This window comes from Amaricoccus solimangrovi (genome assembly GCF_006385685.1).
GTDB lineage: Bacteria > Pseudomonadota > Alphaproteobacteria > Rhodobacterales > Rhodobacteraceae > Amaricoccus > Amaricoccus solimangrovi.
Genome location: NZ_VFRP01000001.1, coordinates 297,420 through 309,766, shown reverse-complemented (window position 1 = coordinate 309,766; position 12,347 = coordinate 297,420). Strand labels below are relative to the sequence as shown.

Here is a 12,347-nt window from a genome sequence, read left to right as displayed (position 1 = left end):
CGCCACCGCGACAACCGCGGCCGCCGGGGCGCGTATCCTAGGCCAGGCCCGCAGACGCCGCGCGCGCGAAAGCGTCATGTCGCGGTCGCAAACGCGCATTGCCACCCGCGCCCGCTCCCGCTAGCACTCGGGCGGAACAAAAGGGTCTCGGATGATCTACTCAACCCCGGCGGACTGGCGCGGAGCCAGCCACAGGCGCGTCGCGCTCTTCGGCATGTCGGGTCTCGGCAAGACCCGGATCTCGTCGATCCTGCGCGACGAAGGCGACTGGTTTCACTATTCGGTCGATTTCCGCGTCGGTACGCGCTACATGGGCGAGCACATCGTCGACAACTTCAAGCGCGAGGCGATGCGCAACCCGTTCCTGCGCGAACTGCTGCGCTCGGATTCGATCTTCATCGGCTCCAACATCACCTTCCAGAACCTCGCGCCGCTCTCGACCTATCTCGGCAAGCCGGGCGATCCGGCGAAGGGCGGCATTCCCTTCGAGGAGTACCTGACGCGCCAGCGCCAGCACCTCGTGGCCGAGATCGCCGCGACCCGCGACGTGGTGGCCTTCATCGGCAAGGCGCGCGACATCTACGGCTACAGCCATTTCGTCTGCGACTGCTCCGGTTCGCTCTGCGAGGTGGTCGATCCCTGGAACCCGGCCGATCCGGTGCTGCGCGACCTCGCGGGACATTCGCTTCCGGTCTGGATCCGGGGCAGCGACGCGGACGTTGAGGCTCTGGTGGCGCGCTTCGACCGCGCCCCGAAACCGATGTACTACCAGGAGGAGTTCCTCTTGAAGCTCTGGGACGACCATCTCGCGGCAACCGGCCGGACGCCCGACGAGGTCGATCCCGACGCGTTCATCCGCCACGGCTTCCGCGCGCTCATCAACCACCGCCTGCCCCGCTACGCGGCGATGGCGGAGAACTGGGGCGTCACCGTCGAGGCGGCGGAGATCGCCGCCGTCCGCGACCCGGCCGATTTCACCGCGCTGGTGGCCGAGGCGATCGCGAGGAAAGGCGCGTGACCGCGCGGGAGCCCTCGGAGCGCGACGCGGTGATCCGCTGCGAGACCGCGCGGGGAGACAAGACCCACGCGCGCGGGCACGACCATGGCAACGGGCACGATCAAGGCGGCGGGCATGGCCACGGGCACGGCGGGCACGGGCACCACCACGCGGCGAATGCGCGCTCGCTCGGCATCGTCGCGCTGCTGACCGGAGGCTTCATGGTGCTGGAGGTCGTCGGCGGCCTCCTCTCCGGTTCGCTCGCGCTTCTCGCCGACGCGGGCCACATGCTGACCGACTTCGCCGCGCTCTCGATGGCCTGGGCCGCCGTCCGGATCGCCCAGCGCCCGGCGGACGCGCGCCGGACCTACGGGTTCGACCGGCTCGCCGTGCTCGCCGCCTTCGTGAACGGCCTCGCGCTCTTCGCGATCTCGATCTGGATCGGCGTCGAGGCCTGGCACCGGCTGTCCTCCCCCGCCCCCGTCGCGGGCGCCACGATGCTCGGGGTCGCGGTGGCGGGGCTCGCCGTCAACATCGCCGGCTTCTGGATCCTCACCCGGGGAGATCGCGACAACCTCAACATGCGCGCGGCGATCCTGCACATCGCGGGCGACCTGCTCGGCTCGGTCGCCGCGATCGTCGCGGCCCTCGTGATCCTCTGGACCGGCTGGACGCCGATCGACCCGATCCTCTCGGTCTTCGTCCTGCTCCTGATCCTGCGCTCCGCCTTCCACGTCGTGCGCGACAGCGCGCATATCCTGCTCGAGGCGAGCCCGCGCGGCTTCGATCCCGAGGCGGTCGCCGCCGATCTGGCGGAGGCGATCCCGGGCCTCGTCGCCGTGCGCCACGTCCATGCCTGGTCGATCAGCGAGGAGCGGCCGATGGCGACGCTCGAAGCGGTGGTCTCGGACGGGGCGGATCACGCCGCCACCCGCCGCGCGATCAAGGCGCGCCTCGCCGAACGGTTCGAAATCGACCACACCACGGTCGAAATTCACGCCGAATGATCCGGGCCGACCGCGCCCCGCGGTTGCCCGGAGGCCCGGCAGCGTCTATCTGACGGCTCTCGTTTCACGAAAGCGCCCGACGATGCCGATCAAGATTCCCGCGACCCTGCCCGCCCACGACGTGCTCCGGCGCGAGGGCGTGATGGTCATGTCCGAGGAAACCGCGCTTCGCCAGGACATCCGCCCGCTCCGGATCGGCCTCGTCAACCTGATGCCGAAGAAGGTGCAGACCGAGACGCAGTTCGCCCGGCTGATCGGCGCGACCCCCCTCCAGATCGAGCTCACGCTGATCCGGATGACCGAGCACCGTTCGAAGAACACCTCCGCCCGGCATCTCGAGGCCTTCTACGAGACGTTCGCCGAGGCGAAGACGCGGAAGTTCGACGGGCTGGTCATCACCGGCGCGCCGATCGAGCATCTCGATTTCGAGGATGTCTCCTACTGGGACGAGCTGCGCGAGCTCTTCGACTGGACCCAGACCAACGTGCATCACACGATGGCCGTCTGCTGGGGCGGCATGGCGATGCTCAACCATTTCCACGGCGTGCCGAAACACAGCCTGCCGGCGAAGGCCTTCGGCTGCTTCGCCCATGACCGCGCGCGCGACTCCGCCTCGCCCTTCCTGCGCGGCTTCTCGGACCGCTTCGCCGTCCCGGTGAGCCGCTGGACCGAGATCCGGAGCGAGGACGTGCGGCTGCATCCCGAGCTCGAGATCCTCGTCGACTCCGAGGAGGTCGGCCCCTGCCTCATCGAGGACGCGGACCATCGCGCGCTCTACATGTTCAACCATCTCGAATACGACTCGACCACGCTCCAGGAGGAATACGACCGCGACCTGAAGGCGAAGGGCGGGCCGATCCCGCTCCCGGTCGACTACTTCCCCGGGGACGATCCGGGTGTCGCCCCGCCGAACCTCTGGCGCGCCCACGGGCATCTGCTCTACGGCAACTGGATCAACCAGATCTATCAGACGACCTCCTACGAGATCGAGATGATCGGCGCCTGAGGCGCCTTCCCCCATCCGGAGCAAGACATGCGCGACGAGATCCCGCCCGGCGTCGAGGAAGGCGCCGTCATCCTGGACGGCACGCCGATCCGCTACGTGCGAAGCGGCTCCGGCCCCGCCGTGGCGCTGATCCATGGCGCGAGCGCCAATCTCGGCGACATGAGCTTCGGCCTGCTGCCCCGGCTCGCCGCGCGCTACACGGTCGTGGCCTTCGACCGTCCCGGCCATGGCGGCAGCGGCTGGCCGGCGCGGGGCGGCGAGCAGCTCGAACACCAGGCGCGGATGCTGCGCGCCGCGCTGTCGGAACTCGGCGTCGAGCGGGCGATCCTCGTCGGCCACAGCTATGGCGGGGCGGTCGCGCTCGCCTGGACGCTCGAATTTCCCGAGAGCGTCGCGGGCCTCCTGCTGCTCGGCGCGCCGAGCCAGGGGTGGGAGGGCGGCATGGGGCTCGCGAACGACCTGCTCGCCCATCCGGTGACCGCGCCCTGGTTCTCCTGGACGCTGCCCGGGCTCATGAACCGGATGACGGTCTCGCGCCTCGTCGACGTGCTCTTTGCGCCGCAGCGCCCGCCCCGGGGGCTGATCGCGCATGTCGGCCCCGGCCGGATCTTCACGCCCGAGACGCTGCGCGCCAACGCGGTGCAGCTCCAGACGCTGCGCCGCCAGCTCCTCGCGATGGTGCCGCGCTATCCGGGCATCCGGGTGCCGGTCGAGATCCTGCACGGCACCGAGGACGGCGTCGTCTCCTACGGCTTCCACGCGCCACCGCTCGCGGCGATGATCCCGCGCGCCCGGCTGACGCCGCTCCCGGGGGTCGGCCACATGGTCCACCACGCCGCCCCCGAGGAGGTGGAGCGCGCCCTCGCCCGGCTCGCCGCCGGCTGAGGCCCGCCTCCGGCGCCGTTGCCGGCGCCCCCGCCCTGCCCCATAGTCCATCCCGAGGCAACGAGGGAGACCGGCATGGCCAAGTCCGAGAAGAAGCGCGGCCCGGAGACGAAGGCGGAGCCCAAGGCCGGGAAGAAGGCGCTGAGGGAGGCGCTCGCCGAGGAGAGGAAGGCGCCGGAATTCCGTCCGCCCTTCGGCGGCGCGGTCAGCCGCTTCATCGAGAAGGACGCGCCGCCCGAGATCCGCCACGCGCTGGAGGAGGCGGGCAAGAACGACCTGCTCGACCCCGCCTATCCCTATGCCGAGCGGATCTCGCTCGAGGAATACCGGGCCGAGGACGAGGTCTGCCAGCTCGAGCTCATCAAGGTCCAGAGCTGGCTGCGCGCGACGGGCCAGCGGATCGTGCTGGTCTTCGAGGGCCGCGACGCCGCCGGCAAGGGCGGCACGATCAAGGCGCTGACCGAGAACCTGAACCCGAGGCGCGCGCGCGTCGTCGCCCTCCCCGCGCCCGACGAGACCGAGCGCGGCCAGTGGTATTTCCAGCGCTACATCGAGCACCTGCCGAGCACGGGCGAGATGGTGCTCTTCGACCGCTCCTGGTACAACCGCGCGGTCGTCGAGCATGTCTTCGGCTGGGTCACGCCGGCCGAGCGGGAGCGGTTCTTCGCCCAGCTTCCGGAATTCGAGGACATGCTGGTGCGCGACGGGATCATCCTGATGAAGACCTGGATCGCGATCGGCCGCGCCGAGCAGCTGCGCCAATTCCAGCAGCGCGAGAAGAACCCGCTCAAGCAGTGGAAGCTCTCCCAGACCGACATCGACGGTCTCGCGCGCTGGGACGACTATACCGCCGCGATCGAGGAGACCTTCGCGCGCAGCCATTCGGCGCTCGCCCCCTGGACGGTGGTCTGGGCCGAGGACAAGCGCCGGGCGCGGATCGCGGCGATGCGCGCGATCCTGAGCCGGCTCGACTATCCCGACAAGGCGGTCACGCCCCCCGATCCGCTGATCTGCGGCGGACCCGAGATCCTCCGCCGCCGCGAGGGCTGAGCGAATATGCATATGCATATTCGCCACGCCGTCGCGGGGCCGGCCTAGGGGCGCGCGATATGCATATGCATATTCGCGCCCCTTGCGCGGGGCGCCCGGCGCACCCATCTCGATCGCATGTGTGTCCCCGGAGGGACCACCCCAGACACGGACCAGAGCCCGCGCCCATGTACGCCGATTCCGGAACCTACCGCTTCACGCTCGCCGGCCTGCCGGATCCCGAGCTCGACCCGCAGTTCTACCGCGGGGTGCCCGCGCGGCGCTTCGCCGCCTGGCTGATCGACGTCGCGATCATCCTCTGCGTCGGCGTGCCGGTCGCGCTCCTCTTCGGGGTGCTGACGCTCGGGATCGGCTTCATGATCTTCCCGCTGATCCTCGCGGCCATCGGCTTCGCCTACCGCGTCGGCACGATCTCCGACCGCTCGGCGACCTGGGGGATGCGGGTCATGGGGATCGAGTTCCGCCGCGGCGACGGCCAGCGGTTCGACTTCGTGACCGCGCTCGGCCATGTCGCGATCTACACGCTCTCGATGGCCTTCGTGCTGGTCCAGCTCGTCAGCTGCCTCGCGATGCTGGGCACGCGCTACGGCCAGGGCCTGCCCGACATCGTGCTCAGGACCACCGCGATAAACCGTCCGGTCGACTGACCGAGGCCCGAGCCTCCGGCGGCGCGAGAATCCTGTTGCCCGCCGCGGGAGGCTGTTGTTAGCTTTCCTTTCCGGGGGACGAGTTCGGGGCCCATCATGCGCCACAGCCTGCCGCAGTCGCATCAGTTCTACGTCACGGCGCCGCAGCCGTGCCCGTACCTCGCCGGGCGTGTCGAACGCAAGCTCTTCACCGCGCTGCAGGGCGAGGGCGCCTCGCACCTGAACGACGTGCTCTCGCACCAGGGCTTCCGCCGCTCGCAGAACGTGCTCTACCGCCCCTCCTGCGCGGGCTGCTCCGCCTGCCTCTCGGCGCGGATCGTCGTCGACGGCTTCGTGCCGGGCAAGGGCCAGCGCCGGGTGATGAAGCGCAACGCCGGGATCGAGCGCGTCGTCACCAGCCCCTGGGCGACGGAGCCGCAATACGCGCTCTTCCGCCGCTATCTCGACGCGCGCCACGCAACCGGCGGCATGGCCGACATGGACATGCACGAATTCGCCGCGATGATCGAGGAAACCCCGGTCCGCAGCCGCGTGATCGAATACTACCGCCGCCGCCCCGACGGGACCGGGCGCGAACTCGTCGCGGTCTGCCTCACCGACCTGCTGACCGACGGCGTCTCGATGGTCTATTCCTTCTTCGACCCGGAGATGACGCGCGACAGCCTCGGCGCCTTCGTGATCCTCGACCATATCGAGATCGCGCGCGAGGCGGGCCTGCCCTTCGTCTATCTCGGCTACTGGGTGCCGGGGAGCGCGAAGATGGACTACAAGGCCCGCTACCACCCGCTCGAGATCTTCTACGAGGGCCGCTGGAGCCTCCTGCCCGAAACCGACCTCAGCGCGATCAACCGCCGCCAGGGCGACCGCGCGACGATCGTGGACCAGGTCGCGGCGATCGAGTTGCCGACGACGAAGTAGGGGGGCAGCTTACTTCACTGCCGCATTAATCTTGCCGATTAGGCTGCTCCATTGATCGCGCTCTTCCTGCTTAAGGGCGCCAGCGTCATTGTCGCGAGTCCACCGCACATAGGCCTTAGCGAGCTTGTACTTTGAGAATTCGGGAATCTCTCCGCCCAACAAGTCCACAATTGGACGCTTTGGCTGCGTCGCAGCTTTGGCCGTCACATCCCAGCCAAGAGATGATTTCGCTATCTCAGTCAGTGTGTCGCGAAGCAGGTCCTCTATCTCTGGCGTCGCCACCGGCCCTTTATAGACGTCACGGGTGCGCAGAATACGCTTGTTGCTAAGAGCGTTCACAAGTACATCTTGTCGAGCCGCCTGCTCACCAGCAGCGTCAGAATCGAGCAACGCAGCAACCTTCAAATTGTGTGCATGCAGAATAGTGGCATAATAAACAACTTTACTGGCCGCGTTTGCTGAGATCAGCGCAATCTTGCGATTCAGATCAGCAAAGCCGCCATCGCGCATGAGTTCGGCTGTTGCTTCCAGGTACCAGAAATCCGTCAATCCTTCGAGGATCAAGTTGCGCTGCTGCATAAAAAGGCTTTGTGCAAGATCGTATCCGAGAGCTTCCTGCAATGGTAGCAGGGCAGCTGGATCACCTGCCGTGATAGTTGTATGAACTTTAGTCCCCGTTCTTCGGTCTTTCATTTCTACGACACGAACAAGGTCCAGTTCATTCGGTCCAACGAGGAATGGAGAATGGGTTGTATAGGCCGTTTGGTTCGATTTCGCTAATATTGAAATCGTCTCTCGGAAATCCCGCTGTTTCAAGGCATGAAGGCTTAAACCGGGCTCGTCCAACAAAAGGATCGCATTCTCATGCGCACCTTCTGTCTCCGCAAAAAAGACAACAAAGAACGATACGAGCCATTGGAAGCCTTCTGACCGCTGATCAAGTTCAATCTCAACGCCTAGTTCATCCTCAACGACCACTTTTAGATACTGACCGTCTGCGGTAATTCGGAGTCGATTGGCTTCGGCACGATCTGGATTCGGATTCCAGACTTTGATAATCTCGTCGGTCAAACGGACGCTTGCCGCGTTGAGTTGGTACGATCGGTTGTCGAGTTGATCTCGGTATGCCTTCATCGCATCTTGATCTGCCGCGCTCGGTTCTCCAGCGTTGCCTAGTTCAGAGAGCTCTTTGGCCGTGAAGCCCAAAAGCCTCAATAGACACTCGTTGCCGTAGTCGTACTGATCATCGTCCAAGAGATTCTGATCGATGCGCTTCGCCAAATGCGCCAGATGTATTAAAGGTCTGACTCTATGATAATTACTAAACAACACAAATATCGGCAATCGTGCATGTAATATAGATTTGTTTCTTAAATATCTCGGATATACGTCGCATTTTTCCAGCAAGCGATCGTAACGCTCCTCCTCTTTCTCATTCTGCTCATCGATATCGGTTAGGCGGCTTTGAAGCCATTTCTTAAGTTCCGTCGCTAAGCCAGATTGGATGTAGTGCTCGTCCTCCCAATCCTTGGTGATCTCGGCCAGTTGCTCGGCCGCCGTAGGACTCTTTTCCGTAACCCGGCCATCGATGTGGGACACCAGACGAGCAAGATCCTTCCGAACCTCACCCAGTGTGGGATTGGGCGGCGCACCGAGAATCTCATCACTATATTTGTTATCAAGCCAACGCTTCAATACGTACGTCGCCTCACCAAACTCGGCACCTACCGCTACCGCGTCTTCAGGTTCTAGTTCAAAGTGCGCTTCGACCACGACAGTCTTAGCAGGTTCTACGCGGCCTCGCGTGATATCGTTGTAATCGGCCCGCGGATAGTCGCGAAGAGGGTCGAACTTGACAGCATCGGCCGGAGCATTGATCTGCTGCAACGCTTTAAGTATTGCGCTTTTTCCAGATTCATTCGGCCCAACGAGGATGGTCTTATCGGACTCAAAATCAATCCATCCGGTATCGCGAATGCTGCGGTAGCTGGTGACGCGAGCTTTTTTTAATCTCATCGCTTCTCGACTCTTTGCTGTGCCGGCGCTGCTTCACGCGGGTATCATTCGGAGTGGAAGCCGGCACATACTTTCCAAATCATTGGCTGCTTTTCGGCTTCTTGCCAAGGACGTAACGATGGAGACCCTCGCTTTGGCGTATAACTGACGCCGCCCCCCGCCAGCTACGGATCCCCCCGCCGCGCCCGAACCATCGCCGCCAGCGCGACCAGCTCCGGATCCTCCAGCCCCAGCGCCGCCAGACTCGCCACCGTGCTGACGAGATACTCCGCGTTCGTGCCCATCGGGCCTTCCGCGCGGGCGATCACCTCGGCCTGCTGCTCCGGGGTCAGCCCGCCCCGGTACTGCGCGTGGTCGCGGTTCACGACATAGACATAGCCGTCGACCTCCCGCCCGTCGTCGAGCCGGAGCGGCAGGCGGGCCTCGTCATAGGCGCGGGAGACGAGTTCGCGTTCGCGCACGTAAGCGAGCCCCGCCTCGGAGGTCTCGGGCGGCAGGCGGTAGGCGACGCCGGAGCAGCGGCCGGCGGGGTCGGCGTCGAGCGCGAGGACGAGGCCCGGCGCCTCGGGCGTGCCGCGGTAGTGGATCGAGGTCATGCAGAAGCCGCGGCGGTAGCCGACGATCTCCGCCAGCGCGCGCTCGGCGAAGTCGAAGCCCGGCTTCCAGATCAGCGAGCCATAGGCGAAGATCCAGACCGGCGTCCGCGCTTCCCGTTTCCCGTCCACGTGTTTCCCAGGCAATCGACTGTTCCCGCCCGCGCCGACGCGCTATTTCCCGAAGACAATCCGGGGGTAGGACATGCGCGTTCTGTTGGCAATCGTGGTTCTGGCGGCGCTCGGCTGGGGCGGGTTCTGGTACTGGAACGCGTCGATGCGCGAGCGCGCGCTGAGCCAGTGGCTCGAGGAGCGCCGGGCGGCGGGCTGGGTGGCGGAGGGCGACGTGCGCGTCACCGGCTTTCCGAACCGCGTCGATTCCATCGTGACCGGGCTCGACCTCGCCAATCCCGCCGAGGGCTGGTCCTGGACGGCGGCCGAGCTCCAGATCCTCTCGCAGACCTGGAAGCCGCATCACATCATCGCGGTCTGGCCCGGTCAGCAGAGCGTCGCGACGCCCGCCGAGAGCATCGCGGTGACGAGTTCGCGCATGGTGGGCTCCGTCGTCTTCGAGCCGAACCTCCGGCTCGGCCTCGATCATTCGACGGTGGAGTTGCGCGACGTGGCGCTGGCGGGGACGACGGGCTGGAAGGCGGGGCTCGGCGAGGCGCTCTTCTCGGTGCGCCGGAGCCCGGACGCGGAGGCCGCGCCCTTCAGCTACGACGTCGATTTCAACGCGAAGCGGCTGAGCCCGCCGGAGGCGTGGACCGCGCGGATCGCGGAACTGCTGCCCGGCACGGTCGATCTCGGCCATCTCGCCGCGACGCTGACCTTCGACAAGCCCTGGGACCGGCCCGCGATCGAGGGAAAGGCGCCGGCGCTGCGCGCGGTCGATCTCGCGGAGGCGCGGGTGAGCTGGGGCGATCTCGACCTCACCGCCTCGGGGAAACTCGGCGTCGACGCGCGGGGCTTCGCGGAGGGGCGGCTCGATCTGGTGGCGAAGGACTGGCGCGGGATGCTCGACGTGGCGGAACGCGCGGGCGCGATCGGCGAGGGGCTGGCGCGCGGCCTGCGCGGCGCGCTCGGGCTCTATGCCTCGCTCTCGGGCGGGGGCGACACGCTCAGGGCGCCGCTCGAGTTCCGCGACGGCGAGACGATGCTGGGGCCGGTGCCGGTCGGCCCGGCCCCGCTGCTCGCCCCGGGCGGCTGACGCGTCACCCGCGCTCGCGCGCGAGCAGGTCGCGCTTGCGTTCGACGCCCCAGCGATAGCCCGAGAGCGCGCCGTCGCCGCGCAGCACGCGGTGGCAGGGCACGGCGACGGCGACGGGATTGGCGGCGCAGGCGCCCGCGACCGCCCGCGCGGAGCCCGGCGCGCCGATCCGCCGCGCGATCTCGGCGTAGCTCGCCGTCTCGCCGGGCGGGATCGCGCGCAGCGCCTCCCAGACGCGGCGCTGGAAGGCGGTGCCGCGCAGGTCGAGCGGCAGGTCGAGCCCGGTGCGCGGCGCCTCGACGAAGGCGATCACCAGGCGGACCAGCTCCGCGAAATCCGCGTCGCCCGGCACGAGCCGCGCCTTCGGGAAGCGCCGGGCGAGCGCGGCCTCCGGCGCCTCGGCCTCCGCGCCCATCAGGATGGCGCAGACGCCGCGCTCCGTCCGCGCGACGAGCACCGGGCCGAGGCCGGAGGCGCCGACCGCCCAGGTGATCGCGACATCGGCGCCGCCGTCGCGATAGGCGCCGGGCGTCATGCCGAGCACGGCGTCGCTCTCGGCATAGAGCCGCCCGGCCGAGCCGTAGCCCGCGGCGTAGAGCGCCTCCGTCACGCCGGCGCCGCCCGAGAGTTCCGCGCGCAGCCGCCCCGCCCGCCGCCCGGCGGCGTAGGCGCGCGGCGTGAGCCCGGTCGCCGCCTTGAACAGCCGGTGCAGATGCGCGGGGCTGAGGCCGATCCGGCGGGCGAGTTCGGGCAGGTCCGGCGCGGTCTCCGCCGCGTCGAGTTCGCGGCAGGCGGCGGCGACGAGCGCGGCGTTCGCCTCGGCCCGCGACGGACCCTTCGGGTGGCAGCGCAGGCAGGGGCGGAAGCCCGCCGCCTCCGCCGCCGCGGGCGTGTCGAAGAAGCGGACATGCGCGCGCCGGGGCCGCCGCGCCGGACAGGAGGGGCGGCAATAGATCCCCGTCGTCGTCACGGCGAAGACGAACCGGCCATCCGCGCCCGCGTCGCGCGCGGCGACCGCGCGCCAGCGCCCCTCCCCGGCCGCCTCCGGGGCGTCGCGCGTCTCTGTCTCTTCCGGTGCCATCGTCTCCATCTTCGTCTCCTTCGCGGCGATCCGCGAGACATAATCCCGCCCGGCCGCCCGCGCGCTCCGCTTCCTGCTTTCAAATCCGGCGCGGCGCGCCGGAGAGCGGCCGCGCCAGATCCGAAAATCGGCGAAAACGCGCGAGCAAGAATATTGCCGGGTCGCGTCCGCGGCAAACGGTGCTATCGTTTCGGCCAGACGCCGCGAATCAGACGGGTCGCCGGGAGGAGACGCAAGTGGACATCATCTCGAAGCGGGTTCGCCCGCGTCGCCGCGATGCCGCCGGCGGACCACCGCCGGGTCCGGACGGCGAGGTAGCCTGGATCAGCGACAGGCTGGACCCCTTCGGGCCGCGCCCGGCCTGCGCCCGCGCGCTGGCGCCCGATTTCTGGGACGCGCTTCTGATCGAGCCGGAGGAGGAACCGCTGGCCGGGCCGCTCCACCGCGTCCGGGTCGAGCCGGACCGGCAGGTCCGCGTCGTCGAGGCGACGACCGGGCGCCGCGTCCATGTGCTCGGCGAGATCCGGATGGTCGGCCGCTCCTGGTGCTTCGTGCTCGCCACGCGCGAGAACGGCTTCCGCGCGGCGCTGAATTCGACCATGGCGGGGCGCCTCGCCCAGCTCGACGGCGCGCGGATGGGCGGGCCGCGCACGGCCGACACGCTTTCCGCCGAGATCTCGAGCCTTCTCGGCTACGACGCGCACCGCTAGGTCGCGTCTCCCGCGCCGCCGTCGATCCCCCCACGACGGCGCTCCGGTCCGGCCAGGGGGCCGGGACCGCCGCGCGGGCTCCCCGTCGCCGCGAGACCGACCACAGGGTTCTCGCGGCGACCATGGGCCCCCGAACCAGACCCCGATCCAGACCCAGATCCCGACGCGTCGCTGGACAAGCGCGCGGTTTCGCGCAGGATACGGGATCAAGGCGCCGGCAGCGCGCG

General features: G+C 68.0%; 12 protein-coding genes. 9 read left to right on the top strand and 3 right to left on the bottom strand.

All coding sequences use genetic code 11. The features are described from left to right. Positions 1-151: 151 nt before the first annotated feature. From FJM51_RS01410 to FJM51_RS01380, 7 genes are all read left to right on the top strand, one after another. Positions 152-1,018, top strand: coding sequence for an ATPase (locus FJM51_RS01410; protein WP_140452310.1), 867 nt, complete (start codon positions 152-154; stop codon positions 1,016-1,018). Further along, positions 1,015-2,004 carry a cation diffusion facilitator family transporter gene (locus FJM51_RS01405; RefSeq protein ID WP_233712924.1) on the top strand — a complete coding sequence of 330 codons (990 nt, stop codon included), beginning with the start codon at positions 1,015-1,017 and terminating at the stop codon, positions 2,002-2,004. The genes FJM51_RS01410 and FJM51_RS01405 overlap by 4 nt, the downstream gene beginning before the upstream one ends. An 82-nt stretch (positions 2,005-2,086) precedes the next feature. Then, on the top strand, positions 2,087-3,010 hold the full coding sequence (locus FJM51_RS01400; protein ID WP_140452309.1) for a homoserine O-succinyltransferase: 924 nt from the start codon (positions 2,087-2,089) through the stop codon (positions 3,008-3,010). A gap of 27 nt (positions 3,011-3,037) precedes the next feature. After that, complete coding sequence (locus tag FJM51_RS01395; protein WP_140452308.1) at positions 3,038-3,895, top strand: alpha/beta fold hydrolase; 858 nt, start codon at positions 3,038-3,040, stop codon at positions 3,893-3,895. Positions 3,896-3,970: 75 nt separating this feature from the next. After that, positions 3,971-4,945, top strand: a complete 975-nt coding sequence (ppk2, locus tag FJM51_RS01390) for a polyphosphate kinase 2 (protein ID WP_140452307.1) — start codon at positions 3,971-3,973, stop codon at positions 4,943-4,945. A gap of 167 nt (positions 4,946-5,112) precedes the next feature. Then, the gene (locus tag FJM51_RS01385; protein WP_140452306.1) at positions 5,113-5,592 is read left to right on the top strand and encodes an RDD family protein; all 480 of its coding nucleotides are present in this window, start codon (positions 5,113-5,115) and stop codon (positions 5,590-5,592) included. A 96-nt stretch (positions 5,593-5,688) separates the two neighbouring features. After that, a complete protein-coding gene (locus FJM51_RS01380) occupies positions 5,689-6,510 on the top strand; it encodes an arginyltransferase (RefSeq protein WP_140452305.1) in 822 nt (273 codons plus the stop codon). Between the two features lie 9 nt (positions 6,511-6,519). On the opposite strand, the gene FJM51_RS01375 is transcribed toward FJM51_RS01380, so the two are convergent. Both FJM51_RS01375 and FJM51_RS01370 read right to left on the bottom strand, forming a co-directional pair. Beyond that, positions 6,520-8,526, bottom strand: a complete 2,007-nt coding sequence (locus tag FJM51_RS01375; protein ID WP_140452304.1) for an AAA family ATPase — start codon at positions 8,524-8,526, stop codon at positions 6,520-6,522. A gap of 164 nt (positions 8,527-8,690) precedes the next feature. Beyond that, a complete protein-coding gene (locus FJM51_RS01370; RefSeq protein ID WP_233712923.1) occupies positions 8,691-9,266 on the bottom strand; it encodes a gamma-glutamylcyclotransferase in 576 nt (191 codons plus the stop codon). Positions 9,267-9,324: 58 nt separating this feature from the next. Here FJM51_RS01370 and FJM51_RS01365 point away from each other — a divergent pair, with 58 nt between their 5' ends. Then, positions 9,325-10,329, top strand: coding sequence for a DUF2125 domain-containing protein (locus tag FJM51_RS01365; protein ID WP_140452302.1), 1,005 nt, complete (start codon positions 9,325-9,327; stop codon positions 10,327-10,329). A 4-nt stretch (positions 10,330-10,333) separates the two neighbouring features. On the opposite strand, the gene ada is transcribed toward FJM51_RS01365, so the two are convergent. Further along, entirely contained in the window at positions 10,334-11,419 is a 1,086-nt protein-coding gene (gene ada / locus FJM51_RS01360; protein WP_306419402.1) for a bifunctional DNA-binding transcriptional regulator/O6-methylguanine-DNA methyltransferase Ada, read from the bottom strand. A 227-nt stretch (positions 11,420-11,646) separates the two neighbouring features. Between ada and FJM51_RS01355 the strand changes: the two genes are divergently transcribed. Further along, positions 11,647-12,120 (top strand): hypothetical protein, encoded by a 474-nt coding sequence (locus FJM51_RS01355; protein WP_140452301.1) that lies wholly within the window; start codon positions 11,647-11,649, stop codon positions 12,118-12,120. Positions 12,121-12,347 lie beyond the last annotated feature (227 nt).